This is a genomic window from Nesterenkonia suensis, assembly GCF_054782935.1.
In genome coordinates this window covers 1,054,665-1,081,507 of record NZ_BAAGRN010000001.1, presented here as the reverse complement: position 1 = coordinate 1,081,507, position 26,843 = coordinate 1,054,665, and the positions used below count along the sequence as shown (strand labels likewise).

23 protein-coding genes are annotated in these 26,843 nt (G+C 68.6%); 3 read left to right on the top strand and 20 right to left on the bottom strand.

The features are described from left to right. Positions 1-109 precede the first annotated feature (109 nt). The 16 genes from mihF to ACYVKI_RS04625 all read right to left on the bottom strand — a co-directional run bounded on the left by mihF (position 110) and on the right by ACYVKI_RS04625 (position 17,543). Entirely contained in the window at positions 110-430 is a 321-nt protein-coding gene (mihF, locus tag ACYVKI_RS04700; RefSeq protein ID WP_460689160.1) for an integration host factor, actinobacterial type, read from the bottom strand. A 151-nt stretch (positions 431-581) separates the two neighbouring features. Next, positions 582-1,436: an orotidine-5'-phosphate decarboxylase gene (pyrF, locus tag ACYVKI_RS04695; protein ID WP_460689159.1), complete on the bottom strand. Its 855-nt coding sequence runs from the start codon at positions 1,434-1,436 to the stop codon at positions 582-584. Beyond that, positions 1,433-4,738 (bottom strand): carbamoyl-phosphate synthase large subunit, encoded by a 3,306-nt coding sequence (carB, locus tag ACYVKI_RS04690; RefSeq protein ID WP_460689158.1) that lies wholly within the window; start codon positions 4,736-4,738, stop codon positions 1,433-1,435. Before carB ends, pyrF begins: the two co-directional genes overlap by 4 nt. Further along, on the bottom strand, positions 4,731-5,885 hold the full coding sequence (gene carA, locus ACYVKI_RS04685; RefSeq protein WP_460689157.1) for a glutamine-hydrolyzing carbamoyl-phosphate synthase small subunit: 1,155 nt from the start codon (positions 5,883-5,885) through the stop codon (positions 4,731-4,733). The genes carB and carA overlap by 8 nt, the downstream gene beginning before the upstream one ends. An 8-nt stretch (positions 5,886-5,893) precedes the next feature. Continuing rightward, positions 5,894-6,394, bottom strand: coding sequence for a PH-like domain-containing protein (locus ACYVKI_RS04680; protein WP_460689156.1), 501 nt, complete (start codon positions 6,392-6,394; stop codon positions 5,894-5,896). Then, the gene (locus tag ACYVKI_RS04675; RefSeq protein ID WP_460689155.1) at positions 6,391-7,776 is read right to left on the bottom strand and encodes a dihydroorotase; all 1,386 of its coding nucleotides are present in this window, start codon (positions 7,774-7,776) and stop codon (positions 6,391-6,393) included. Before ACYVKI_RS04675 ends, ACYVKI_RS04680 begins: the two co-directional genes overlap by 4 nt. Further along, positions 7,773-8,792: an aspartate carbamoyltransferase catalytic subunit gene (locus ACYVKI_RS04670; RefSeq protein ID WP_460689154.1), complete on the bottom strand. Its 1,020-nt coding sequence runs from the start codon at positions 8,790-8,792 to the stop codon at positions 7,773-7,775. The genes ACYVKI_RS04675 and ACYVKI_RS04670 overlap by 4 nt, the downstream gene beginning before the upstream one ends. Further along, positions 8,789-9,364, bottom strand: a complete 576-nt coding sequence (pyrR, locus tag ACYVKI_RS04665; RefSeq protein WP_460689405.1) for a bifunctional pyr operon transcriptional regulator/uracil phosphoribosyltransferase PyrR — start codon at positions 9,362-9,364, stop codon at positions 8,789-8,791. Before pyrR ends, ACYVKI_RS04670 begins: the two co-directional genes overlap by 4 nt. A 111-nt stretch (positions 9,365-9,475) precedes the next feature. Further along, complete coding sequence (gene nusB / locus ACYVKI_RS04660; RefSeq protein WP_460689153.1) at positions 9,476-9,886, bottom strand: transcription antitermination factor NusB; 411 nt, start codon at positions 9,884-9,886, stop codon at positions 9,476-9,478. Between the two features lie 3 nt (positions 9,887-9,889). Further along, on the bottom strand, positions 9,890-10,453 hold the full coding sequence (gene efp, locus ACYVKI_RS04655; protein WP_460689152.1) for an elongation factor P: 564 nt from the start codon (positions 10,451-10,453) through the stop codon (positions 9,890-9,892). Between the two features lie 77 nt (positions 10,454-10,530). Next, a complete protein-coding gene (gene aroB / locus ACYVKI_RS04650) occupies positions 10,531-11,760 on the bottom strand; it encodes a 3-dehydroquinate synthase (RefSeq protein ID WP_460689151.1) in 1,230 nt (409 codons plus the stop codon). Positions 11,761-11,787: 27 nt separating this feature from the next. Further along, positions 11,788-12,324 carry a shikimate kinase gene (locus tag ACYVKI_RS04645; protein WP_460689150.1) on the bottom strand — a complete coding sequence of 179 codons (537 nt, stop codon included), beginning with the start codon at positions 12,322-12,324 and terminating at the stop codon, positions 11,788-11,790. Between the two features lie 23 nt (positions 12,325-12,347). Beyond that, positions 12,348-13,592: a chorismate synthase gene (gene aroC / locus ACYVKI_RS04640; RefSeq protein WP_460689149.1), complete on the bottom strand. Its 1,245-nt coding sequence runs from the start codon at positions 13,590-13,592 to the stop codon at positions 12,348-12,350. A 96-nt stretch (positions 13,593-13,688) separates the two neighbouring features. Beyond that, positions 13,689-14,561, bottom strand: coding sequence for a shikimate dehydrogenase (locus tag ACYVKI_RS04635; protein WP_460689148.1), 873 nt, complete (start codon positions 14,559-14,561; stop codon positions 13,689-13,691). Next, on the bottom strand, positions 14,561-16,150 hold the full coding sequence (gene mltG / locus ACYVKI_RS04630; protein WP_460689147.1) for an endolytic transglycosylase MltG: 1,590 nt from the start codon (positions 16,148-16,150) through the stop codon (positions 14,561-14,563). Before mltG ends, ACYVKI_RS04635 begins: the two co-directional genes overlap by 1 nt. Before the next feature lie 91 nt (positions 16,151-16,241). Beyond that, positions 16,242-17,543 (bottom strand): DUF349 domain-containing protein, encoded by a 1,302-nt coding sequence (locus ACYVKI_RS04625; protein ID WP_460689146.1) that lies wholly within the window; start codon positions 17,541-17,543, stop codon positions 16,242-16,244. Between the two features lie 100 nt (positions 17,544-17,643). Here ACYVKI_RS04625 and hisS point away from each other — a divergent pair, with 100 nt between their 5' ends. Together hisS and aspS are read left to right on the top strand one after the other, a co-directional pair. Further along, positions 17,644-18,969: a histidine--tRNA ligase gene (gene hisS, locus ACYVKI_RS04620; protein WP_460689145.1), complete on the top strand. Its 1,326-nt coding sequence runs from the start codon at positions 17,644-17,646 to the stop codon at positions 18,967-18,969. A gap of 115 nt (positions 18,970-19,084) precedes the next feature. Continuing rightward, positions 19,085-20,926, top strand: a complete 1,842-nt coding sequence (gene aspS, locus ACYVKI_RS04615; protein ID WP_460689144.1) for an aspartate--tRNA ligase — start codon at positions 19,085-19,087, stop codon at positions 20,924-20,926. A gap of 103 nt (positions 20,927-21,029) precedes the next feature. Here the strand turns inward: aspS and dtd are convergent, their stop codons facing one another. Then, complete coding sequence (gene dtd / locus ACYVKI_RS04610) at positions 21,030-21,494, bottom strand: D-aminoacyl-tRNA deacylase (protein ID WP_460689143.1); 465 nt, start codon at positions 21,492-21,494, stop codon at positions 21,030-21,032. A 180-nt stretch (positions 21,495-21,674) separates the two neighbouring features. Here dtd and ACYVKI_RS04605 point away from each other — a divergent pair, with 180 nt between their 5' ends. Next, positions 21,675-23,000, top strand: a complete 1,326-nt coding sequence (locus tag ACYVKI_RS04605) for a replication-associated recombination protein A (protein ID WP_460689404.1) — start codon at positions 21,675-21,677, stop codon at positions 22,998-23,000. 104 nt (positions 23,001-23,104) lie between these two features. On the opposite strand, the gene qcrB is transcribed toward ACYVKI_RS04605, so the two are convergent. From qcrB to qcrC, 3 genes are all read right to left on the bottom strand, one after another. Continuing rightward, entirely contained in the window at positions 23,105-24,829 is a 1,725-nt protein-coding gene (qcrB, locus tag ACYVKI_RS04600; RefSeq protein ID WP_460689142.1) for a cytochrome bc1 complex cytochrome b subunit, read from the bottom strand. Next, positions 24,826-25,908 (bottom strand): cytochrome bc1 complex Rieske iron-sulfur subunit, encoded by a 1,083-nt coding sequence (gene qcrA, locus ACYVKI_RS04595; RefSeq protein ID WP_460689141.1) that lies wholly within the window; start codon positions 25,906-25,908, stop codon positions 24,826-24,828. The genes qcrB and qcrA overlap by 4 nt, the downstream gene beginning before the upstream one ends. 79 nt (positions 25,909-25,987) lie before the next feature. Continuing rightward, positions 25,988-26,785, bottom strand: coding sequence for a cytochrome bc1 complex diheme cytochrome c subunit (qcrC, locus tag ACYVKI_RS04590; protein ID WP_460689140.1), 798 nt, complete (start codon positions 26,783-26,785; stop codon positions 25,988-25,990). Between the last annotated feature and the right edge of the window lie 58 nt (positions 26,786-26,843).

Here is a 26,843-nt window from a genome sequence, read left to right as displayed (position 1 = left end):
GGCGGGACGTCGTCTGTGGTGTCTCACCGACACACCACGTCCCCGGGCATCAGGATGCCGTCCATCCTAGCGCCCGAAGCACAGTCTTCCGAGTCCCGCCCGGGGCAGCTCAGGCCAGCTCGGCCAAATGCCGACCCAGCGCGGTCCGTTGCTTGACGCCGAGACCGCCGATGCGACGGTTCTCGGAGATCCCGAGGGCCTCCAGGGTGCGGGCCGCGGTGACCTTCCCTACGCCGGGGAGAGCCTCCAGCAGCTCAACCGTCTTCAGCCGGGCCACCGCCTCAGACGTGGAAGCCCGAGCGAGGACGTCGTCGAAGCTGATCTGCCCCGCCCCGAAGGCCTCCTTCAGCTCCGCCCGTTCGATCCGGGCCGCCAACGCCTTCTGCCGGGCGATGTCGCGCTCTTCCTTGCTCAGTTCTCGCAGGGCCACGGTGTTCTCCTCTGCTGCGCCGCCTATCACATGTGGCCGAATCTAGCCTCATTTCTGCCGTGGGGCAATAGTCGTTCCCCCAGATCAGGCGGCAGGACGCCGAGGACCCGTGCCGTCACCGCCCCCTGCAGAGCCTCTGTTCCGTCCCTCCTCAGTCGGCCAGCTCGGCGACCGTCCGTTCGATCGCCCCGGCCAGCGCGGCGACGTCTGGGCCCGCCGCGAGGATCCCTCGAGACGAGTTGACGACCACCTGAGGGTAGGCCGCGCCGAAGCCGGCGCGGAGGTCCGCGGCGGTCGCGCCCTGGGCACCGAAGCCCGGGGCCAGCAGGGGCATCGCCCCGGCTGTGAGGTCTACCCCGGCCTGCGCCGCCAGTCCGGCGGTGGTCGCTCCCACCACCAGCCCGACATCACCGAGGTCCGCGCCGTCCGCTGCGACTCTGCTGTTCTCCTCAGCAGCCTCGGCGGCGATCTGTGCGGCCACGGTGCCGCCCTCGGTACGGGCGAGCTGGACCTGCCGCCCCTCCGTGTTCGAGGTCAGCGCCAGGACGAAGAGACCCGCACCGTGACGACGGGCGGCCTCCAGCGCCGGTCGCAGGGAGCCGAAGCCCAGGTAGGGAGATACGGTCAGCGCATCGGCGGCGAGTTCGGCCTCAGGATCGAGCCACGCGTCTGCGTAACCGGCCATCGTCGAACCGATGTCGCCACGCTTGGCATCGGCGATGACCAGCAGTCCCTCCTGCCGTGCGGCCCGCTGCAGCTCAGCGAGCACGGACAGACCCGCCGGACCCAGCCGTTCGAAGAAGGCCACCTGGGGCTTGAGGATGCCGACCCGGCCCACTGCGGCGTCGAGGATCCGCTGGCCGAACTCCTGCAGTCCCGTGACATCGTCGCTCAGCCCCCAGTCCCGCAGCAGGTGGGGATGCGGGTCGACGCCGACGCACAGCCGACCGTGGCGAGCGATCGCCTCGGTCAGCCGTGCGCCGAAGCGGTGGGTGTGGGTGCTCATGCCGAGAGCTCCGCCAAGCGCGCGGCATGGTCCTGCAGCGACGTCACCGACCAGGTGAACTGTCGCTGCGCCTCGATGGCCTGGACGGCCGCACCCAGCTCCGCCACGGTGGTGATCACCGGCGTACCCATCGAAGTCGCCGCGGCGCGGATCTCGTAGCCGTCGCTGCGCGCGTCCCCGCCGGAGGGCGTGTTGACGATGAGGTCGATCTGCCCCGACTCCACGAGATCGAGGATGGTCTCCCCCTCCCCCGGCGCGTCGGCGATCTTGCGCACCACCGCAGGGCTGATCCCGTTGCGGCGCAGCACATCGGCGGTGCCGCCGGTGGAAATGATCTCGAAGCCGAGGTCCACCAGGCGCTTGACCGTCATCACGATGGCCCGCTTGTCCCGGTTCGCCACCGAGACGAACACCTTCCCAGAGGTGGGCAGCGGGTTGTTCGCCGCCTGCTGCGACTTCGCGAAGGCGGTGTCGAAATGCTTGTCGATACCCATGACCTCACCGGTGGAGCGCATCTCCGGGCCGAGCAGCGAATCGACCACCCGACCTTCCGGAGTGCGGAACCTGTTGAAAGGCAGCACGGCCTCCTTCACCGAAACGGGAGCCCCGGGTGGCAGCAGGGAGCCGTCGCCGAAGGTCGGCAGCAGCCCGCCGGACGGGTGTCCCGACCCGGCGCGCAGCTCGGCGATGGAGACGCCGGTGCCGATCAGCGCCGAGGCCTTGGCCAGCTGCACCCCGGTCGCCTTCGAGACGAACGGCACCGTCCGGGAGGCCCGCGGGTTGGCCTCGATCACGTAGAGGACGTCGGAGGCCACGGCGAACTGGATGTTGATCAGTCCGCGCACCCCGACTCCGGAGGCGATCGCCTCGGTCGCGTGTCGGACCCGCTCCAGAACATCCGGGCCCAGCGTGATCGGCGGCAGCACGCACGCCGAGTCGCCGGAGTGGATCCCGGCCTCCTCGATGTGCTCCATCACCCCGCCCAGGTAGAGCTGCTCCCCGTCGTAGAGGGCGTCGACGTCGACCTCGATCGCGTCCTCCAGGAAGCGGTCGACCAGCACCGGATGCTCCGGAGTGACCTCGGTGGCGTTCTGGATGTAGCGGGCCAGACCGGACTCGTCGTAGACGATCTCCATGCCGCGGCCGCCCAACACGTAGCTGGGGCGCACCAGCACCGGGTAGCCGATCGAATCGGCCACCCGCTTGGCGTCCTCGAAGCTGACCGCCGTGCCGTTCTTCGGGGCGAACAGGCCCGCGTCCTGCAGCACTTGGTCGAACTCGCCGCGATCCTCGGCGAGATCGATGGCCTCCGGCGAGGTGCCCAGGATCGGCACCCCCGCGTCAGCCAGCTGCTGTGCCAGCTTCAGGGGAGTCTGGCCGCCGAGCTGCACGAAGACCCCGTGCACCCCTCCGGTGCGCTCCTCGGCGGCGATCACCTCGAGGACGTCCTCCAGGGTCAGCGGTTCGAAGTACAGCCGCGTGGAGACGTCATAGTCCGTCGAGACAGTCTCCGGGTTGCAGTTGACCATGACGGTCTCATAGCCGGCGTCGCGCAGCGCCATCGTGGCGTGGACGCAGGAGTAATCGAACTCGATGCCCTGACCGATGCGGTTCGGACCCGATCCCAGGATGATGACCGAAGGCTTGTCGTGATCACCGATCTCGTCCTCACGGTCATAGGACGAGTAGTGGTAGGGCGTGTACGCCTCGAACTCGGCGGCACAGGTGTCCACGGTCTTGTAGACCGGACGGATGCCCAGGGCATGCCGCACCCCGCGCACGACGGCAGGATCCATATGGCGCAGTGCACCGATCTGCACATCGGAGAAGCCGTGCCGCTTGGCCGTGCGCAGCACCGCCGGGCTGAGCTCCCGCGCCTGAGCGATTGCCTGGGCGGTCTCGTTGAGGAGCCCGATCTGGTCCAGGAACCACGGGTCGATGCCGGTGATCTCGTAGACCTGCTCCAGCGAGGCCCCCGAGAGCAGGGCGCGCTGGACCTGATGGATGCGCTCGGTGGTCGGAGTCGCCATCTGCTCGAGCAGCTCGGTGAGCTCCTCCCGCCCGGCGGCCGTGAAGTCGAACTCCGAGCCACGCTGCTCCAAGGAGCGCTGCGCCTTCTGCAGCGCCTCGGTGAAGTTGCGCCCGAAGGCCATCGCCTCACCCACCGACTTCATCGTGGTGGTCAGCGTGGGGTCGGCGGCGGGGAACTTCTCGAAGGCGAAGCGCGGGACCTTCACGACGACATAGTCCAGGGTCGGCTCGAAGCTCGCCGGGGTCTTCCGAGTGATGTCGTTGGGGATCTCATCGAGCGTGTAGCCCACGGCGAGCTTGGTGGCGATCTTGGCGATGGCGAAGCCGGTCGCCTTCGAGGCCAGAGCCGAGGAGCGCGAGACGCGGGGATTCATCTCGATGACGACCACCCGGCCGGTGGCCGGGTCCACGGCGAACTGGATGTTGCAGCCGCCGGTGTCCACGCCGACCTCACGGATCACGTTGATCGAGATGTCACGCAGCTTCTGGTACTCCCGGTCCGTCAGGGTCAGCGCCGGAGCCACCGTGATGGAGTCTCCGGTGTGCACCCCGACCGGGTCGACGTTCTCGATCGAGCAGACGACCACGACGTTGTCGTTCGCGTCGCGCATCATCTCAAGCTCGTACTCCTTCCACCCGAGGATGGACTCCTCGAGGAGCACCTCCGTGGTGGGGCTGTACTGCAGGCCGGCACCGGCGATGCGCCGCAGGTCCTGCTCGTCATAGGCCAGCCCGGAGCCGAGCCCGCCCATCGTGTACGAGGGCCGCACGACCATCGGATAACCGAGGTCCTCCGCGGCGGCGAAGGCCTCCTCCATAGAGTGGACGATGCGAGAACGGGCCGACTCACCACCGGAGCGCTCCACGACGCCCTTGAACTTCTCCCGGTCCTCGCCCAGCTCGATGGCGGCGATGTTCGCGCCGATGAGCTCGACGTCGAACGCCTCCAGCACACCGGCCTTGTCCAGAGCGATGGCGGTGTTCAGCGCCGTCTGTCCGCCCAGGGTCGGCAGGATCGCGTCGGGGCGCTCCTTCTCGATGATCTTGGCGACGACATCGGGACTGATCGGCTCGACGTAGGTGGCGTCGGCGAACTCGGGGTCGGTCATGATCGTCGCCGGATTGGAGTTCACCAGGATGACGCGGATGCCTTCGTCCTTCAGCACACGCAGCGCCTGGGTTCCCGAATAGTCGAACTCTGCTGCCTGACCGATCACGATCGGGCCCGAGCCGATGACCAGCACGGAGTTGAGGTCTTGACGCTTAGGCATTGTCCTTCACTTTCATCAGCTCGACGAAGCGGTCGAAGAGGTAGGCGGAGTCATGGGGCCCGGCGGCGGCCTCGGGGTGGTACTGCACCGAGAACGCCGGGATGTCGAGGCAGCGCAGGCCCTCCACGACACCGTCGTTGAGGCTGGAGTGGCTGACCTGGACGCGGCCATACCGCGACTCGGGCGCGGTGACGATCTCCCCGACGGGTGCGTCCACGGCGAAGCCGTGATTCTGCGAGGTGATCTCCACTTTGCCCGTGGTGTGGTCCATGACCGGCTGGTTGATGCCTCGGTGGCCGAAAGGCAGCTTGTAGGTGCCGAAGCCCAGCGCCCGCCCCAGGATCTGGTTGCCGAAGCAGATCCCGAAGAACGCGACGCCGGCGTCGAGCACCTCACGCAGCAGGGCCACCTGGCTGGCCGCCGTCGCCGGGTCACCCGGCCCGTTGGACAGAAAGACCCCGTCCGGCGAGAGCTGCTGGATGTCGTCCAGAGTCGCCGTGGCAGGAAGCACGTGCACCCGCAGGCCACGCTCAGCCATCCGGACCGGCGTCATGGTCTTGATGCCGAGATCGAGCGCGGCGACGACTCCCACGGGCTCCGCATCCCAGCCATGGTCAGCAGGATCGACCACATAAGCCTGGGCCGTGGTGACCTCCTCGGCCAACCGTGCCCCCTTCATCGACGGCTGGGACCGGACCTCCTCGACCAGGTCGGCGGTCGGACGGTCGGCCGACTCCCCGGAGAAGATTCCGGCCTTCATCGAGCCGGCGCTGCGCAGATGGCGAGTCACCGCACGGGTGTCCACCCCCTGGATGCCGACGACGTCCTGGGCGACGAGCTCGTCGTCCAGGCTGCGGAGGCTCCGCCAGTTCGAGGGCCGTCGGGCGGCATCGCGGACCACGTACCCGGCCACCCAGATGCGACGTGACTCAGGGTCTTCGTCATTGACGCCAGTGTTGCCGATGTGCGGGGCCGTCTGGACGACGATCTGTCGGGCATAGGACGGGTCGGTGAGGGTCTCCTGATATCCGGTCATGCCGGTGGCAAAGACCGCCTCCCCCAGGCGGGAGCCGCGGGCGCCATAGGCGGTCCCCTCATGCACAGTGCCGTCCTCGAGGACGAGGAGGGCAGGGTCGATGGTACTCATGTGGTGGTTCACTCCTCGGTCAGACGTGTCAGATGGCTCAGCAGCTGCTCATGGGACTCGGCGTGTCGGGCCCGGAACGCCGTCTCGACCGCCTCGTCGCCGAGCATCCAGCCGATGATGAGAGCGCCGTCGCGCTCGACGAACTTGCCCACCACGCCACGGTCGGTGCGCGTATGGGTCACCTGGTCCCGAGTGATGAGGAAGTTGCGCGCTCCGGCACGGAACACCGCCACTCCCTGCTCATGGACCTCGAGCCGACCATCGGTGCGGAGACCGAGCTCGTGGACGGCGATACGGTCCAAGTAGTCAGCGGCCTTGACCGTCCCGATCACCATGCCCTCGCCGGCGGCCAACGGTTCGGCGTCGATGATCTCCTCACTGACGGCGGCCGGTTCAGGAAGGTCGGCCTGGCGGCGTCGGCGTCCGCGCCATCCCCACCACAGCAGCAGCGACGCCACGGCGATGATCGCGAAGGCGACGTAGAGATAGTTCAGATAGACCTGCGTCATGCTCGGCGGTCAGCCTTCCTCCCGGTCAGAGATTCCTGCAGCGCGCCGTCGTCGACCACGGCGTGGCCGGCGACGATCGTCGTGCGCACCTGGCCGGGAAGCTCCATCCCGGAGAAGGGCGAGTTGCGTCCCTTCGTGGCATGCTCCTCAGGCCTGACCGTCCGCCGGGCCTGCGGGTCCACCAGGATCAGGTGGGCCGGCTCACCGACGGCGAGCGGACGCCCCTGGTGTCCATGTCCAGCGATCTCAGCCGGCCGGACCGCACTGACCTCGGCGAACCGTCGCCAGTCCATCATGCCGGTCTCGATCATCGTGTGCTGGACGACGGGGAGCGCCGTCTCCAGTCCGGTCATCCCCATGGCCGCCTGATGCCACTCGCACTCCTTCATCTGAGTGGGGTGCGGGGCGTGGTCGGTGCCGATGACGTCGATGGTGCCGTCGGCCAGCCCCTCGCGCAGCGCGTGCACATCGTCGGCCGTCCGCAGCGGCGGATTGACCTTGTAGACCGGGTTGAAGCTGCGGACCATCTCCTCGGTCAGGATCAGATGATGCGGGGTGACCTCGGCAGTCACCGCGATACCGCGCTCCTTGGCCCAGCGGATGATCTCCACCGAGCCCTTCGTGGAGACATGGCAGACATGGAGCCGAGACTCCACGTGCTGAGCCAGCAGCACGTCCCGCGCGATGATCGCCTCCTCTGCGACAGCCGGCCAGCCGGGAAGGCCGAGCACCGCCGAGACGCAGCCCTCGTTCATCTGTGCACCCTCGGTGAGCAGCGGCTCCTGGGCATGCTGGGCGATGAACCCGTCGAAGGACTTCACATACTCCAGCGCCCGACGCATCAGCACCGGATTGTGCACGCAGATGCCGTCGTCGGAGAACATCCGCACCCTCGCCGAAGAGTCAGCCATCGCGCCGAGCTCGGCGAGCTGCTCACCGGCCAGCCCCACGGTCACTGCCCCCACCGGATGCACCTCGGTCCATCCGGACTCCAGACCGAGCCGATGAACCTGTTCGACCACGCCGGCAGTGTCGGCCACCGGTGAGGAGTTGGCCATGGCGTGGACGGCGGTGAAGCCTCCCAGCGCAGCCGCCCGGCTGCCGGTCTCCACCGTCTCGGCATCCTCACGGCCGGGCTCGCGCAGGTGTGTGTGGAGGTCCACCATGCCCGGCAGGGCGATCTGCCCGTCGGCATCGATCCGGCGCACGGCACCCGCTCCCTGTGCGGCAGTGAGCTCCTCGGCCGCCGCCGCAGCCTCGACTCCGAGCGCTCGGATGTGTCCCTCGACGATGAACAGGTCGGTGCGGTCCTCGCCGTACGGCGCGGCCCCGGTGATCAGCAGCGGAGTGCGCTGGACGGTGGTCTCGGTGGTCTGTATCATGCGATGCCCCCTGGGATGGTGATGGCGGTCTTCTCCGGTGCGGCGGTCCGATCGGCGCTCAACAGCAGATGCAGCACCGCCATGCGCACGGAGACGCCATGGGACACCTGGTCGAGCACACGGTTCAGCGGTGAATCGGCGGCGGCGGCGGAGACTTCCACGCCGCGGTTCATCGGCCCCGGGTGGAGGATCATCGCTCCGCCACCGTCCGGACCCTCCAGACGCTGCACCGTGGTGAGTCGCTCGTCGGTGAGACCCCAGCGGCGCACGTACTCCGCAGGCGTCGGAAAGAAGGCACCGCCCATGCGCTCGGCCTGCACGCGCAGCATCATCACCGCGTGGGGACCCTGCTCCAGTGCCTCGTCGAAACTGTAGTGGACGGTGACCGGCCACTGCTCCACCCCCACCGGCAGCAGCGTCGGCGGTGCGACGAGGCCCACCTGGGCGCCGAGAGTGCTCAGCAGCCAGACTCCGGAGCGCGCCACCCGGGAGTGCAGGATGTCCCCGACGATGAGCACCCGCATGCCGCGCAGGTCGGTGCCTCGGGCCTGGGTGCCCTGGCCCGAGGCCCAGCCCCGGCGCAGCGTCAGCGCATCCAGCAGGGCCTGGGTGGGGTGTTCGTGGGTGCCGTCCCCGGCGTTGATCACCGCGCAGTCGGTCCAGCCGGACTCGGCCAGCTGGGCGGCGGCTCCGGAGGCCCAGTGGCGCATGACGATGGCGTCGGCTCCGATCGACTCCAACGTCTGCACCGTGTCCTTCAGGGACTCCCCCTTGGAGACCGAGGACCCCTTGGCGGAGAAGTTCATCACGTCGGCGGAGAGCCGCTTGGCGGCGGCCTCGAAGGAGATCCGGGTGCGGGTCGAGTCTTCGAAGAAGAGGTTCACCACGGTCCGGCCGCGCAGCGTGGGGAGCTTCTTCACCTCCCGGGTGGCCACGCCCGCCATCTCTTCGGCAGTGTCAAGGATGGCCAGCGCGTCCTCCGCGGACAGGTCGGCTGTCGAGAGAAGGTGCCTCATCCGCGCGCCCCCCTCTCGATCAGCACGGACTCGTCCCGGCGGGCGACGTCGTCGACCTCGGCCAGACGCACGGCGACCCGCTCGTCCCGTGAAGTGGGGAGGTTCTTGCCGACGTGATCGGCGCGGATGGGCAGCTCGCGGTGTCCGCGGTCCACCAGGACGGCCAGGCGCACGGCACGCGGACGACCGAGCGCGGAGAGCGCGTCGAGGGCGGCACGGACGGTGCGGCCGGAGTAGAGGACGTCGTCGACCAGGACGACTGTGGCGTCGTCGATCCCCGACTCGGGCAGCAGAGTGGGCTCCGGAGTCCGTGCGCTGCCGGAGCGCAGGTCATCCCGGTACAGCGTGATGTCGAGCGATCCGACCGCGCGGGACGGCTCGAAGGTCCCGTCGATATGGGCCAGGCGTTCGCCGAGTCGGCGGGCCAGCGGGGCCCCGCGGCGGGGGATCCCGAGGAGCACGAGGTCCTCGACGCCACGATGGGCCTCGACGATCTCATGCGCGATGCGCGTCAACGCCCGCTCCACATCGGGAGCGGACATGACCTGAGAGGTCTCTGGTGCATTCACCAGGCGACTCCTTCCTCGCCTCACAGGACGATCATTAAAGGAGACAGCGGGCTATTCAGCTGTTCGCCCCCAACTCTAGCCCATCCGGCGGTGATCGGGCGGAGTCTGGGCTGGTCAGTCACGCAGCGTCGGCTTGAGCTTCTGCAGCCGACCCAGCACACCGTTGACGAAGGGCGGGGACTCATCGGTGGAGAGCTCCCGGACCAACGACACGGCTTCGGCGACGGCGACCCCGTCCGGGACCTCGTCGTCGAAGAGCAGCTCCCAGGCGCCGATCCTCAGCGCCATCAGGTCCACCCGGGGCATGCGCTCCAGGCTCCAGCCGCGCGAATAGGTGGTGAGCAGCTCGTCGATCCGTTCGAGATGGGAACCCACACCGTCCAGGAGGGTGACGACATAGTCATCGACCACCAGATCGCCCTTCTCCCGGCGCAGGCGCAGCACCTCGAGAGGCTCCGCACCGCGCTGGTCCGCCTCGAAGAGGATCTCCAGGGCCCGACGGCGGGCCTTGCTTCGGCGAGCCACGGATCAGTCCGTGACGCGGCCGAGGTACTCGGAGGACCGCGTGTCCACCTTGACCTTCGTGCCCTGGTCGACGAAGAGGGGGACCTGGATCTCGTGGCCGGTCTCCAGCGTGGCCGACTTGGTACCGGCCGAGGAGCGGTCTCCCTGCAGCCCGGGCTCGGTGTAGGTGATCTCCAGCACCACCGACGGCGGCATATCCAGGTACAGCGGAGTGCCCTCATGCAGGGCGATGCTCACCTCCTGGGACTCCAGGAGGAAGTTCGCCGCCTCACCCACGACGGCGCCGGGGACGGTGATCTGGTCGAAGTCCCGCAGATCCATGAAGACGTAGTCCTCACCATCGGCGTAGAGGTACTGGTAGTTCGAACGGTCCACTGTGGCGAACTCCACCTTCGCCCCGGCGTTGAAGGTCTTGTCCACGACCTTCCCCGAGGTGATGTTCCTCAGCTTGGTCCGGATGAACGCCCCGCCTTTTCCTGGCTTGACGTGCTGGAACTCCAGCGTGTTCCACAGCTGGCCCTCGAGCTTGAGGACGGAACCGTTCTTGATGTCGTTCGAGGTGGCCACGTATTACCCTTCTTCACATCGGATGCGGGTGTCGGCGCCTCGGTCGAGGCACCTGACGGCGTCAGCGGGTGTTGATTCTACAGGGAGACCGAGGTCCCCTCGTCCCGCTCGGCGATCTCCTGATAGGTCGCGAACAGGATCGAGGCGTCCGGGATCTCGACGGTCGCGGGTTGACCCTGTCCGGAGAGCAGCACGAAACGCAGCTGGTCTCCGCGGTTCTTCTTGTCCCGACGGATGCCCTCCAACAGCTGGTTCCAGCGATCGTCGCGGTACCTGACGGGCAGCCCCAGCGAGGTGAGCACCTCCCGGTGCCGATCCGCGGTGGCGTCGTCGAGACGACCCAGACTGCGGGCCAGCTCCGCGGCGAAGACCATGCCCACCGAGACAGCCGCGCCGTGACGCCACTGGTACCGCTCGGCGAGCTCGATGGCATGGGCCAGGGTGTGACCGTAGTTCAGCGACTCGCGCACCCCGGACTCCTTGGGGTCCTCACTCACCACTGTGGCCTTGACCTGGATGGACCGCTCGATGAGCTCGCGCAGCTGGGCCGAATGCGGGTTCTGCGCCTGCTCGGGTGAGGCCTCGATGATCTCGAGGATCCGCTCGTCGGCGATGAAGCCGCACTTGACCACCTCGGCGAGTCCGGCCACCAGCTCATTGCGCGGCAGCGTCAGCAGCGTGTCCAGATCGGCGAGCACCGCAGCCGGCTGATGGAAGGCACCCACCAGGTTCTTCCCCTCGGCGGTGTTGATGCCGGTCTTGCCACCGACGGCGGCGTCCACCATGGCCAGCAGCGTGGTGGGCATGTGCACCACACGCACCCCCCGCAGCCAGGTGGCGGCCACGAAGCCGGCGACGTCGGTCACCGCTCCCCCACCCACAGCCACCACGGCATCGGACCGGGTGAAGTCGTTCTGGCCCAGGACCTGCCAGCAGAAGGCGGCGACCTGGATGTGTTTGCCTTCCTCAGCATCCGGGATCTCCGCGACGACTGCCTTGTACCCCGCGTTCTCGAGGTCCTGCCGGACCACGTCGCCGGTGGCACGCAGGGCCCGCGGGTGGATCACCAGGACCCTCTCGGCCTGGGTGCCGATCATCTGCGGCAGGCGACCCAGCAGGCCGTTGCCGACCACGACCTCATAGCCGAGATCCTGCCCGCCGGAGCCGCCACCGTCACCAACGGTGATCACCGTGGGCTCAGGACGCTGATCCGTTTCCTGGGAGGACGACGATCCCGGCGCCGCCGCCGTCGCGGAGGCCGCGGCGGGGTCGGTGTCATGCGATGCAGTGTCTGCCTGCGGGCTCATGGAGTGAGGTCTTCTCCTGGTGAGGGGTCAGTGGTCGGCACGGAGTGCTGTGACGATGGTATCGACTCGCTCGTCGATCGTCCCGTCGGCGGGATCGATGACGATGTCGGCGCATTCACGATACAGGGATTCCCGCTCGGCGTAGATGCGCCGCCACGCCGTGACCGGGTCATCACCCAGTATCGGTCGGGACGACCCGTCTCCCAGCCGCAGCGAGGCCTGCCGCTCCGTGAGATCCAGCATGACCACCACCTGGTCGACCAGCGCCTCCCGGGTGCGCGGACTCAGGACGGATCCGCCGCCGAGACTGATCACCGACGGGCGCGGGGCATCCAGCAGCTCGGCGACCACCCGCTCCTCCTCAGCACGGAACGCCTGCTCTCCGTGACGGGCGAAGAACTCGGCGATGTTTCCGTGACGGGCGACGAAGAAATGGTCGGTGTCCACATGCGGCCGCCCCATCCGGCGGGCCAAGGCCGCTCCGACCGTGGACTTGCCGGACCCCATGGGCCCGATGAGCACGATGTTGCGTGCCAGATCCCGCGTCCTCTCAGGTCCTGCCATCACTGCTGCCACCAGTCCTGCCATCAGTCCTGCATGGCCGCAGGGGCCTGCAGCGGGTCACCATCGGTGCCGGTGCGCTCAGGGTCCGAGCCCAGCTGCGGCAGCGCGGCGAGGTAGGACTTCAGGTTCCGGTCCACCTCGGGGAGGCTGTCGCCGCCGAACTTCTCCAGCACCGCCTGCGCGATGACCAACGAGACCATGGCCTCAGCCACGACCCCCGCGGCGGGGACGGCGCAGACGTCGGAGCGCTGGTGGTGCGCCGTGGTGGGCTCGCCACTGGCGGTGTCCACGGTCCGCAGGGAGCGCGGCACCGTGGCGATCGGCTTCATCCCGGCGCGAACGCGCAGCGGGGTGCCGATGCTCATTCCTCCTTCGACGCCACCGGCACGATTCGTGGTGCGGCGGACCCCCGTGCCGTCGGGCTCGATCTCGTCATGAGCTGCCGAGCCGCGGCGGCGCACCGTGCGGAACCCGTCGCCGACCTCCACGCCCTTGATCGCCTGGATGCCCATCAGGGCGCCGGCGAGGCGCGCGTCGAGACGTCGGTCCCAGTGCACGTAGGAGCCCAGTCCCGGAGGCAGACCGTCGACGACCACTTCGACGACGCCGCCGAGGGTCTCCCCCGCCTTGTGGGCGTCGTCGACCTCGGCGACCATCCGCTCGCTGGTCGTCGCGTCGGTGCACCGCAGCGGGTCGGCGTCCAGACGCTCGATGTCGCGGGCCGAGGGCGTCTCGACGTCCTCGGGGATCTCCACGGGACCGATGGCGGTGGTGTGCGAGACCGTGGTGATGCCCAGGTCGGCCAGGAAGGACTGGGCCACGGTCCCCAGGGCGACACGGGTCGCGGTCTCCCGGGCCGAGGCACGTTCCAGCACGGGGCGGGCCTCCTCGAAGCCGTACTTCTGCATCCCGGTGTAGTCGGCGTGGCCGGGCCGGGGCCGCGTCAGCGGAGCATTGCGGGCGAGCCCCTCGAGTTCGTCAGGATCCACAGGATCTGCGGACATGACCTTCTCCCATTTCGGCCATTCCGTGTTGCCGACCTCGATCGTGACCGGCCCGCCGATGGTACGGCCATGGCGCACACCGGCCAGAAGCCGGACTTCGTCCTTCTCGAACTTCATCCGTGCACCGCGCCCGTAGCCGAGACGACGGCGCGCCAGGGCGTCCTGGACCATCTCAGTGGTGACCCGCACACCCGCGGGAAGGCCCTCGATGATGCCCACGAGGGAACGGCCGTGTGATTCTCCGGAGGTCAGCCAACGCAACATGGCCTCCATGATGCCATGTCGGCACGGTGCCCTACGCGTTGACGGCGCCGATTCCGCCTGGTGGACGTCGCGGGCGGCCGTGGGGTCCCGAGCCTCTCAGGCCGGCAGCGCCGCGCGCATCTCGGCGACCAGCGCCCGGTGCTCGGCCGCGGAGAGCGAACCCGCCGGACGAGTTGAAGACGCAGTGAACAGCTCCACCTGCCGCACAGCCTGATGCAGGAGCATCGCCAGGCCGGAGATCACCTGCCCGCCGGCCTGCTCCCAGGCTCGGGCCAGGGCGGAGGGCCACGGGTCATAGGCCACATCGAGAAGCGGAGTCCTCCGCGGCAGCCGGGGCAGCTTCCCGGCCAGTCCGTCAGCCGCCCGAGGAGGCAGGGTCGAGACGACGGCGGCCAGAGCGTCATCGGCCAGATCAGGGCCGATCAGCTCCAGCTGACGGGGGCTGAGGCGAAGCCCCAGCTTCTCGGCGAGGGGCTCCAGGTCCCCAGCCCGCTGCAGCGACCGGGCGTAGACGCGGATCTCCTCCGCTCCGAGCTCGGCGGCGGCGGCCAGCGCGGCCACGGCGGTGGAGCCAGCTCCGATGACGCCGAACACCTCACGGTCGGCCCCTTCGCCGTGCAGCCCGGCCTCACCGAGGGCTGCCACGATCCCGTCGACGTCGGTGTTCTCCCCGTGCCTGCCGTCCGGACCGTGGATGACCGTGTTGAGCACCCCCAGGGCCCGCACCCGGGCGGAGACGGAGTCCATATGCTCCACCATGGCGGACTTCAGCGGCATGGTCACCGACCAGCCCACCCAGTCGGCCTCCGCCCCGGGGCCGGCCAGGAACTGCGGCAGCCGGTCGACGTCGAGAGCGCACCGGGAGTAGTCGATCTCCACGCCCAGCAGGCGGTAGGCGGCACTGTGCAGCGCCGGGGAGAGCGAGTGGTCGATCGGGTGGCCGAGCACTGCGGCACGGGTGCCTGCCATCAGCCCTCCTCCACCTCGGCGTCAGCGGCCTCCTCCTCGGCGGGGCTGCAGACTCCAGGGTTGTCGTCGCAGTACTGCCGGAACACCTCGACGTCGGCCTCATGGTCGGCACGCGTCTCGTTGAACCGCGTCTCTCCGGTCTCGACGTTGACGGTCACCCAGTAGTAATAGTCGGTGTCGATCGGATCGGCGGCAGCCTCGAGCGTGCCGGCCGCCGGGGCCGCGATCGGTCCGGGCGGCAGTCCCTCATGGACATAGGTGTTGTACTCATTGTCCGGGTTGAGCCGCTCGTCCTCGGGAAAATGGAGGTCCCCGGTCAGCCCGAGTCCGTAGTTCACCGTGGCGTCGATCTGCAGCAGACGGTTCGTCTCAGTGTTGTCCGGGGCCAGTCGGTTCTCGATGGCACCGGCCATCAGGCGGTAGTCGCGCTCCCGTTCGCCGTCGCCGCGCTCCTGGTGGTTGGCCTCCCCGGTGATCAGCGAGGCGATGATCACCGTGCGCCACTGCTCGTCCTCGTCCGTGATCCCGGCCTCTTCGAGCTGTTCGAAGGTCCGGTCGACCATCATCTGGATGACTTCCTCCGGCTCGGCGCCGTAGGAGAACCGGTACTCTCCGGCGGCCAGGTATCCCTCGAGGCTCGTGGCCTCCTCCGGGAGCCCGAACTCCGTGGGGTCCTGTGCGGCCTCGCGGAACTCCTCCTCGGTGAAGCCGGTGTTGGCCGCCTCCATCTCTTCGAGCATCTGGTCGACGGTCCAGCCGCGGTTGATCGCCAGGTACCCCCCGGCCTCCGACTCCGTGAGTGCCATGATCGCGTCGGACGCCGGCATCTCCTCCCGCACCTCATACTCCCCGGGTTGGAGCACTCCGAGGTCCTCAGCCTCCCGCAGGGCCGCGTCAAGGGCCTCCGAGCTGGCGATGATGCCTTCTTCAGCCAGCCGGTTGGCCACCACGGCCCAGCCCTCGCCCGGATTGACCTCAAAGCTCACCGTGTCTCCGGCCTGGGTCTCGTAGTCCTCCGGCTCGGCGAGCAGCCCGCCGAAGACCGCGTTGAACACCACTGCGAAGATCACCAGCAGCACGGCGAACCCCCCGATGACCAGCCCCAGGGCGATGTTGCGGCGCCGACGACGTTCCTGACGTCGGGTCAGGATCTCCCGGCTCGCGCCGGTGGCGACCGGAGTGACGGTCTGATATCCGCGGCCGTAGCTGGAGGAGGTGATCAGCAGAGGGGTGCCGTCGGCGTCGTGCTCGACCCGTTCCTCGGCGATGTACTCCTCGGGGCCGAGCGGATCCTCGAACTCGGGCTGCTCGACCGGGCGCTCCGCCGCGGCATCCTGGGGCCCCGGGGGACCATGGTCCTCCAGGGGAACGTCCGGAGCCGGGTCCGGGCTCACCGCGCCGATGGCCTCCTCGAAGGGCACCTGCGGAACGGGCCTGCCTGCAGACTCTGCCGATCCGGGCGACACAGAGCCGTGAGAGGTGTGACGCTGTGGGGCGCCCTGCTGCTCCGCCTGAGCGCGTTCCCGTGCTTCACGGATCTCCCGACGGCGACGGCGGGAGCCCGCCTGATGCGGCATGTCATCGCTCACGCGCGGGTCCTCACTGGTGTCGACGGCACATGTCTGTGCGAGTGTAATCGATTCGTGATCAGATGTCCGGCATCTGTACAGCTCGGAGTGGTCAGCCGTTCTCCGCGATCATCTGCCGCCAGCTGCGCCGTGCCTCCAGGGCCTCCTCCGCTTCGGCGATCGTCCGGGCGTCCCCTGCGGCCCGCGCCTCGGCGAGCTCCTGCTCCAGCCCGGCGATCGTCTCGTCCAACTGGGTCAGCATGGAGTTCTGCCGCGCCACCGTCTCCGGGTCCGTCCGGCGCCAATGGGCTTCCTCCGCCTGCCGGAAGGCGTCCTGGACCCGGGCCAGGGCTCCCTCCATCCGCTTCACATCACCGCGCGGGACCCGCCCGGCGGCGTCCCAGCGCGCCAACAGCGCGTGGTACTCCTCGCGGACGGCGTCGGGATCACTGAACGGCATGAGCTTCTCCAACTCCCGCAGCAGCTCCTCCTTGGCCGCCAGATTCGCGCGGTACTCGGCGTCGGCCTCGGCGTTGGCCGCATCGCGAGCCGCGAAGAAGATGTCCTGCGCCACCCGGAAACGTGCCCACTGGGCGTCGTCGACCTTTCGGGCACCGCGACCGGCCGCCTTCCACTCATCCATGAGCCGGTGGTAGGCCTTCGTGGTGGGACCGAAGTCCGTACTGTGTTGCAGCTCCTCGGCACGCGCGATGAGGTCCTCCTTGACCCGCTTGATCTCCGCATGCTGCTTGTCCCGCTGGCCGAAGAACGCCCGCCGCTCCTTGTCGAACGTGCTGCGCGCCGCACGGAACCGCTTCCAGTAGGGATCTTCCTGGGACTTGGAGAGCCGCGGCGGCTTCTTCTGCTCGGCCTTCCACGCGTCGAAAAGCTCGGCCATCCGCTGCTGGGCGGACTTCCAATGCTGGGCGGAGGGGTCCGCGGCGGCGATCCGCTCGGCCTCGGCCACGATCTCCTCGCGCACGGCCAGATGCTCGGCCAGCTCCTTCTGCGCCTGCTCCTTCTCGGCGGCGGCCCGAGCGTCGATCCCGGCCCCCAGGTCCTCCAGCAGCGCGCGGAGGCCGGCGACATCCCCCACCCACGCTCCGGCGTCGAGCTCAGCCCGCAGTGCCTCACGACTCTCCCGCAGCGCCTTGGCGGAGTCCGCGGCGGCCTCCACCCGCGCCTTGAGCAGCAGAGCGCGGTTGAACAGATCGTCGAACTTGCGGGTGAAGTACTGCAGCGCCTCCTCCGCGGAGGCGCCGGGGTACTGGCCGACGTAGGCCTCCTGCCCTGGTGCCTCGCCCGCGGCGATGGAGGCCGACGTGTAGACGTGGCCCTCCTCATCCACGCGCGCCAGCCGACGCGCCTCGTCGAGGGTGGTCTCATGGTGTCCGGGTCTCACTGCAGGACTCATGGCCACCACCCTACCGGCACCGCGCGCCACCTGCGACGAGGCCGGTATGATGTTCCAGTCTCCCGACCCCGTCGTCTCCAGTGAGGAGAGCCCACCCCGCATGGCACGCACAACCTCCCTCTCCGGCTTCACCGAGTGGCTTCCCCACGAGCGTCTGGTGGAGCTCCATGTGCTCGACACCCTGCGGGAGGTCTTCGAGCGGCACGGGTTCGTCTCCATCGAGTCCCGAGCCGTGGAGACGGTGGACACCTTGCTGCAGAAGGGAGAGATCGACAAGGAGATCTACGGCGTCTCGCGGCTGCAGGCCGACGACGACGCCGAGGCTCGCCTCGCACTGCACTTCGACCTCACCGTGCCCTTCGCCCGGTATGTGGTGGAGAACGCCGGGCACCTGGCGTTCCCCTTCCGCCGCTACCAGATCCAGAAGGTCTGGCGCGGAGAACGCCCTCAGGAGGGCCGGTCCCGCGAGTTCACCCAGGCAGACATCGACATCGTCGGTGACGGCTCGCTGCCCTTCCGCTGCGACGTCGAGCTGGCCGTGGTGATGGCGCGCGCGCTGGAGTCGCTGCCGATCGGCGACTTCCGGATGCGGATCAACAACCGCAAGCTCTCAGAGGGGTTCTACCTCGCGATCGGCCTGGAGGACACCGCCGCGGTGCTGCGTGCCATCGACAAGCTCGAGAAGATCGGTCCGGAGAAGGTCGCCGCCGAGCTGGCTGAGACGGCCGGCGCGACGGAGGAGCAGGCGCAGAAGGCACTGGCACTGGCGCAGATCCGGACGGAGGGCCTCAGCTTCGTGGACCAGGTCCGGGCTCTCGGCGGGGAGCACGAGCTGCTCGAGGCCGGCCTGGCCGAGCTCGCCGAGGTCATGGGCGAGCTTCAGCGCCGCGTCCCCGGGCGGGCCGTGGCCGATCTGTCCATCGCCCGCGGGCTGGACTACTACACAGGGACTGTCTACGAGACCGTCCTGGTGGGTCATGAGTCCCTCGGGTCGGTCTGCTCCGGCGGCCGCTACGAGTCCCTGGCCTCGAAGGGGAAGCGCACCTTCCCGGGGGTGGGGCTGTCCATCGGCGTGACCCGCCTGCTCTCGCGCCTGCTGGCTCAGGGACACCTGACCGCCAGTCGCTCGGTCCCCAGCGTGGTCTACATCGCGCTGCGCACAGACGAGGACTGGGGATCCGCCCAAGACGTCGCCGACACGCTCCGGGGACGCGGGATCAACGTGGAGGTGGCGCTGCGGGCGGAGAAGTTCGGCAAGCAGATCCGCCACGCGGACCGCCGCGGCATCCCCTTCGTCTGGTTCACTGACGACCAGGGCCACCACGAAGTCAAGGACATCCGCTCCGGCGAACAGGTCACCGCAGATCCGCAGACCTGGACGCCGCCCGTGGAGGATCTGATCCCGCAGGTGCGGCCTGTGAGCTGATCCTCCGTTCCGCCCCACGACATCCGGCACCAGACCGAGCCGCCACCACACGACCGACGAGGACGGCGCGACGCACTGCCGCTGAGACCTCCGACAGACCTTGAGGAAGGACACTGTGCTTCGCACACATCACAACGGCGCCCTGAGCGCCGAGCACATCGGACAGACCGTGACACTCACCGGCTGGGTCGCCCGCCGGCGCGACCATGGCGGTGTGGCGTTCCTCGATCTGCGCGACGCCAGCGGTGTCGCACAGATCGTGGTCCGCGATGAAGAGGACTTCACCCCGCTGCGCAACGAGTTCGTCCTCCAGGTCCGGGGCACGGTGGAGCGCCGCCCGGAGGGCAACGAGAACCCCCACCTGGCCTCCGGGGAGGTCGAGGTCATCGCCGCCGAGGTGAACGTCCTCAACACCGCCGACCCGCTGCCCTTCCAGGTGGACGAGCACGTCGAGGTCGGCGAGGAGGCGCGCCTGCGGCATCGCTACCTCGATCTGCGTCGCGAGGCGCCCCAGCGTGCCCTGCGTCTGCGCTCGGAGGCGAACCGGGTGGCCCGCGAGTTCCTGCACAGTCAGGACTTCACCGAGATCGAGACTCCGACGCTGACCCGATCCACCCCGGAGGGGGCCCGCGACTTCGTCGTGCCCGCACGGCTGTCCCCCGGCTCGTGGTACGCTCTGCCGCAGTCGCCGCAGCTGTTCAAGCAGCTGCTGCAGGTCGGAGGCTTCGAGAAGTACTACCAGATCGCGCGATGCTACCGCGACGAGGACTTCCGGGCGGACCGTCAGCCGGAGTTCACCCAGCTGGACATCGAGGCCAGCTTCGTGGACCAGGACGACATCATCGCCCTGACCGAGGAGCTCGTGCAGCGCCTGTGGCGACTGATCGATGTGGACATCGACGCACCGCTTCCCCGCATCACCTATCGGGACGCCATGGCCCGCTACGGGACCGACAAGCCGGACCTGCGCTTCGACCTGGAGCTGGTGGAGCTCACCGAGTTCTTCGCCGAGACGCCCTTCCGTGTGTTCCGCGCCCCGTACGTGGGAGCGGTGGTGATGCCCGGTGGCGCCGACCAGCCCCGCCGCACGCTGGATGCGTGGCAGGAGTGGGCCAAGCAGCGGGGCGCCAAGGGCCTGGCCTACGTGCTCGTCGCCGAGGACGGTGAGCTGGGCGGACCGGTGGCCAAGAACCTCTCGGAGCAGGAGCGCGCCGGTCTCGCCGAGTCCGTGGGAGCGGCCCCCGGTGACTGCATCTTCTTCGCCGCCGGTGAGCAGAAGCCCTCTCGGGCGCTGCTGGGCGCGGCCCGCGTGGAGATCGCCGAACGCACCGGGCTCATCGACCATGACGCCTGGTCATTCGTCTGGGTCGTCGACGCGCCCATGTTCGAGCCTGCCGCCGAAGCGACCGCCGCCGGAGATGTCGCTGTCGGCTCGGGCGCATGGACCGCGGTCCACCACGCCTTCACCGCACCGAAGCCGGAGTTCGCCGAGACCTTCGACCAGGAACCTGGCGAGGCCTTGGCCTACGCCTATGACCTCGTCTGCAACGGCAATGAGATCGGCGGCGGATCGATCCGTGTCCACCGCCGGGAGATGCAGGAACGCATCTTCACCGTCATGGGCATCTCCGAGGAGGAGGCTCGGGAGAAGTTCGGCTTCCTGCTCGACGCCTTCAAATTCGGGGCCCCGCCGCATGGTGGGGTCGCCTTCGGCTGGGACCGGATGGTGGCGCTGCTCTCCGGAGAGAGCTCGATCCGCGAGGTCATCGCCTTCCCCAAGTCGGGCGGCGGCTTCGACCCGCTGACGGCGGCACCGGCACCGATCACTCCGCAGCAGCGCAAGGAAGCAGGAGTCGACGCCCGCCCGGAGCGAGCGGATCGCGACCGGGACGGCCACCAGGACGCCTCCTCGAGCGCTGCGAAGACCTCGGGCCCGACCGCCGACAGCACCGTCTGAGCGCCGTCTGAGCACCGTCTGAGCACCGGGGCGACCATCCGGTGCTCAGGCCCGGGTCCTCACGACAGAGCGGCCGTCCTGGCCGCAGGGGGTCCTGCCGGGTTCAGCTCCGGCGGGGCCTCCTGAGCTCGTCGGTGTCCAGCACCAGCGTCACCGGGCCGTGATTGACGAGCTCGACCTCCATGTCCGCTCCGAAGACACCGGTGTGGACCTCGGCGCCGAAGTCGCGCAGCGCCTCCACGAAGTCTCGGCAGCGGGGCTCTCCGACCGCTGACGGCGCAGCCCCGCTCCAGGAGGGACGTCGCCCCTTCCGCGCATCCCCGTAGAGGGTGAACTGGCTGATGGCCAACACGGGCGCACCAGCCTGCTCGACGGAGCGTTCCTCGGTGAGGATCCGCAGACGCCAGACCTTCTCGGCCAGCAGTCGCGCCTCCGCCTCCGTGTCGTCATGGGTGACGCCGATCAGCACCACCAGACCTTCACCGTCGAAACCTGAGACAAGTGGCCCGCCCTCGGCACGAGCAGCGCGGACTTCAGCACGGGAGACACGTTGGATCACGGCACGCATGGGTTCCATTGTGGCACCGTCAGCAGGCAGCCGGCGTCGCGGCGGCGGTAGAGTGGTGCCGACCCGTTCGAACATGTCTCCGAGGAGAGCACCGTGACCGATCCCCTGACCGGCGACCTGTTCGCTGCCGCAGAGGCGGAGCATGGCAGCCGTCGGCGCCACGTCCCGCTGGCGGTCCGCATGAGGCCCCGCAGCCTGGACGAGGTGGTCGGCCAGACGCACCTGCTCGACCAGGGCTCACCCCTGCGTGTCCTCGCCGAAGGCTCTCGCGGACCCGCTGGAGCCGCCTCGGTCATCCTCTATGGTCCCCCGGGTACCGGGAAGACGACGATCGCCCATGTCCTCGCCCGCGCAGAGTCCCGCACGTTCGTGGAGCTCTCGGCGATCCGGGCCGGGGTCAAGGACGTCCGGCGTGTCATGGACCAGGCCCTGGAGGACAGGGACCTGAAGGGCCGGACGACCGTGCTCTTCCTGGACGAGATCCACCGCTTCAACAAGGCACAGCAGGACGCCCTGCTCCCCGGAGTGGAGAACGGCTGGATCATCCTCGTCGCCGCAACCACGGAGAACCCGTCGTTCTCCGTCATCTCTCCCCTGCTCTCCCGCTCGCTGCTGCTCACTCTGCACCCCCTGACGGACCAGGATCTGGACGGCCTCATCGACCGCGCCCTCCAGGAGGAACGGGGACTCGCCGAGGCGTTCACCCTCGACGACGAGGCCCGCAGCCACATCCTGCGGATGGCCGGTGGGGACGCTCGACGGGTGCTGACCACGCTGGAGGCCGCGGCCGCGGTGGCCGCAGGCCGTGCCGAGGCTCAGGCCTCCCGCCAGAACGATGAGTCGAGTGAGAACGCCCCCGCCCCGACGGCCATCACCGCCGAGGACGCGGAGCAGGCCATGGACCACGCCGTCCAGAGATACGACCGTGACGGTGACCAGCACTATGACATCGTCTCGGCCTTCATCAAATCACTGCGCGGTTCGGATCCTGATGCCGCGCTCCACTACCTCGCCCGGATGATCGTCGCCGGCGAGGACCCGCGGTTCATCGCCCGCCGGCTGGTCATCGCCGCCGGCGAGGAGGTCGGCATGGCGGACCCCGGAGCGCTGCAGACTGCTACTGCCGCAGCCCAGGCCGTCCAGCTCATCGGCATGCCGGAGGCCCGCATCCTGCTCGCCGAGGCGACCGTCCACATCGCCACCGCCCCGAAGTCGAACGCCTCATATCGCGCTCTCGACGCTGCCATCGCGGATGTCCGGGCAGGACGTGGGGGCCCGGTCCCGCTGCATCTCAGGGACGCCCACTACGCGGGCGCCCACCGGCTCGGCCATGGCCGCAGCTATGTCTACGCCCACGACGAGCCGCACCATGTGGCCGCCCAGCAGTATCCTCCCGACGACCTGGTCGGCGTGAACTACTACCATCCCAGCGGCAATGGTCAGGAGCGTGCCGTCTCGGAGCGTCTCGAGAAGCTCCGGGCCATCGTCCGACGCCAGCACGACTGAACCACCCAGACCGACGACGACGGCGGGGCCGCTCTCCTTCTGCAGGAGAGCGGCCCCGCCGTCATCTGCGGGCCGGGCGACTCAGCGCGGCCGCTGGGCCCTGCTCAGTGCTTGGCCTCGAGCGAGTGCCGATCGGTGGCTTCGAGCCCACCCTGATGGTCGTCATCATGGTGGTCGTGCTCCAAGGCCTCCAGGTACTCCTCGCGGCTGACCGGCTCGACCCGATCCTCGTAGAACCACTGGTTCAGCTTCGCCCGGAACTTCTCGGTCCGGGTGATCCTGCCCTTGGCGTTGGGCTGCGGTCCCGACGGCGCCGGCGACTCGAACGCCACCAGCGTGTACAGCTCGTAGTCGGAGGGCCGGGTGTGCTTCTCCCGGAACTCACCATGCGGCAGCATCTCGATGACGCCGGCCTCATGACCATGCAGCACGGTCTCCCGATCCTTGCGCTGCAGCGCGAGGCAGATGCGTTTGGTGAACACGAAGGCGAAGATCGGGCCCACGAAGATCAGCACGCGCGACCAGTAGGTGATGTCGTTCAGCGAGAGGTGGAAGTGCGTGGCGATGAGGTCGTTGGACCCCATGCCCCACATGATGCAGTAGAAGGTGACGCTCGCGACACCGATCGCGGTACGGGTCGGGGCGTTGCGCGGGCGGTCGAGGATGTGATGCTCCTTCTTGTCCCCGGTGATCCACGCTTCGATCCACGGCCAGATGAACATCACCAGGAACATCACCGCGATGGGGATCATCGGGATCAGCACCGGAGTCGCCACGGAGTTACCGCCCCACGGCGTGGGGATGACGAACTCGAGGGGGATCTCCCCCAAGAACCCGGGCATCAGACGCAGCACGCCTTCGAACGGACCGATGTACCAGTCCGGCTGGGCACCGGCCTGCACCGGCGAGGGGTCGTACGGACCGTAGTTCCACAGCGCGTTGATCTGGAAGGTGCCAGAGATCACCGCGAGGATGCCGAAGACGATGAAGAAGAATCCACCGGCCTTCGCCGCGTAGACGGGTCCCACCGGGTAGCCGACCACGTTGCGCTCCGTCCGGCCCGGCCCCGGGTACTGCGTGTGCTTGTGCGTGACCACCATGAACAGGTGCACAGCGATGAGCACCAGGATCAGCGCGGGGATGACCATGATGTGCATCACGTAGAGCCGCGGGATCACCTCGCCGCCGGGGAACTCCCCGCCGAAGAGGAAGAACGACATATAGGTGCCGACGACCGGGATCGCCTTCATCATGCCGTCGATGATCCGCAGACCGTTGCCGGAGAGCACCTCGTCGGGCAGCGAGTAGCCGGTGAATCCGGCGGCCAGGCCCATGATGAGCAGTGCGCAGCCGACGACCCAGTTCAGCTCGCGCGGCTTGCGGAAGGCCCCGGTGAAGAACACGCGCAGCATGTGGATCGACATCGCCATGACGAACAGCAGCGCCGCCCAGTGGTGCAGCTGGCGCATGAACAGCCCGCCCCGCACGTCGAAGGACAGCTCCAGGGCCGTCGCATAGGCGGTGGACATCTCCAGCCCCTGCAACGGGGCATAGGAGCCGTCATAGCGGGTGCTGGCCATCGACGGGTCGAACCAGAAGGTCAAAAACGTGCCCGAGATGATCAGGATGACGAAGCTGTAGAGGGCCACTTCGCCGAACATGAAAGTCCAGTGGTCCGGGAAGATCTTGCGACCGAACTCCCGCACCATGCTGGTGCCGCCCACGCGCTGATCCACATAGTTGGCGATGCGGCCGGTGCGGGTGGCGGGCTGGTAATGGTCTGCCTCGAGGTACTGGTCCTCGGTGTAGGTCTCTTTAGCGGCGCTCATGCGTTGTAATCACCCTCGGGGTCGGTGGAGCCACGCTCCCAGTAAGTCGGGCCGACAGGCTCGGTGAAGTCGCTGCGGGCGATGAGGAAGCCCTCCTCGTCCACGGTGATGGGCAGCTGGGGCAGCGGGCGGCCGGCGGGGCCGAAGACCACCTTGAACTCCTGTGCGGCGTCGAACGTCGACTGATGGCAGGGGCACAGCAGGTGATGGGTGTGCCGCTCGTAGAGGGCGACCGGGCAGCCGACGTGCGTGCAGACCTTGGAACAGGCGATGATGCCGTCGTGGGTCCAATCCTCGCGACCCGGCGTGACCTGCTGAATGTCCTCGGGGTTCATCCTCACCACCAGCACCACGGACTTGGCCTTCTCCGAGAGTCGGTCGGCGTGTCCGGAGACCTCCCGCAGATTCTCGGGGATGACGTGCATGGCCGAACCGATGGTGATGTCGGCGGCCCGGATGGGGGTGCCGGTGGGGTCGCGCACCAGGCGGACGCCCTCGTCCCAGAGGGAGTGCCGCATCCGCTCGACCCCGAAGTCCTCGGAACGATCCAGGTCGCGCAGCGTGAGGATGAAGGGCAGCGGGGCCAGCAGTGCGGCACCGATGAGCGTGTTGCGGATCAGCGGACGACGCTTGATGCCCGATTCCTCGAGCACGTCATCGATGATCTGCTCCGCCTCTTCCCGATCCTCCTCCTTGCGCAGAGGCTTGCGGGCCTCCACCAGCTCGTGGTCCGGCATCAGCGTCTTGGCCCAGTGCACCACGCCGAGGCCGAGACCCAGCATCGCGAAGCCGACGCCGACGCCCAGCAGCGTGTTCTGCAGACGCAATGCGTGGAGGTCCTCACTGAGCTCCACGGCGAAGTAGCCGATGAAGAAGATCACAGTGCCGATGATCGAGATGAGGAAGAGTGTGGCCACCTGGCGCTCCGAGCGCTTCTCGGCCTTCGGGTCCTCATCTGCCACCCGCGGGCGGTGCGGCGGCAGACCGGGGTTGTCGATGGCGTACTTGCCCGACTCCCCGTCACCGGCTGTGATGACGGCCCCCGACTCATGCGGGTCGCCGTGACCGTGCTCGCCCATATGGTTCTCGTCCTTTGCTTGAGTGATTGCGTAGTGGGTGCATGTATGCGGTGTCGTCCGGGTCACCGCGACCGGCGGCTCAGGAGGAGCGTGAGGTCAGCCAGACCATCGAGGCGATCAGCACAGCCAGGCCCCCGGTCCAGATGAACAGGCCCTCCGAGACCGGACCCAGGAAGCCCAGCGAGAATCCGCCGGGCGTGCCCTGGGAGTCGTAGGTCTTCAGGAAGGCGATGATGTCACGCTTGTCCTCCGGCGGGATGTTGGCGTCGTTGAAGACCGGCATGTTCTGCGGTCCGGTCTGCATGGCCTCGTAGATGTGCCGCTCGTCCACACCATGGAGCGACGGCGCATACTTCCCCTCGGTCAGCGCGCCGCCGGCGGCCGCCGCGTTGTGGCACATCGCACAGTTGATCCGGAACAGCTCACCACCGCGGGCCGGGTCGCCCTTGTCGACGTCGGTGTACTCGTCATCCGGCACGGCCGGCCCGGCGCCCAGCGAGGCGACATAGGCCGCCAGCTGCATGGTCTGCTCATCGTTGAACTGCCGCGGCTTCTCCTGGGCCTGGGGGCCGTGCATCTGCATCGGCATCCGCCCGGTGCCGACCTGGAAGTCGACCGAGGCGGCACCCACGCCGATCAACGACGGGCCAGCATCCGTGCCTTCGGCGTTGATCCCGTGGCAGGTCGCGCAGTTGGCCACGAACAGACGCTCGCCCTCGTCGACGTCGGCGGCGGAGTACCCGTCGACCTCCTGGCTGGCCTGCGCCTGGTTGATCGTGGTGGCAGCGGCATACAGCCCCCCTGTGATCAGGAGGCCCAGGAGGAGCAGTGCCACGCCAGCGAAGGGGTGGCGGCGCTTCTGTGAGAGTGCCTTCACGTGCCGGTTCCTAACTTCTCGGTGCGGGGCCCGCCTGAGGTCCTGCGGGCCGAGTGAT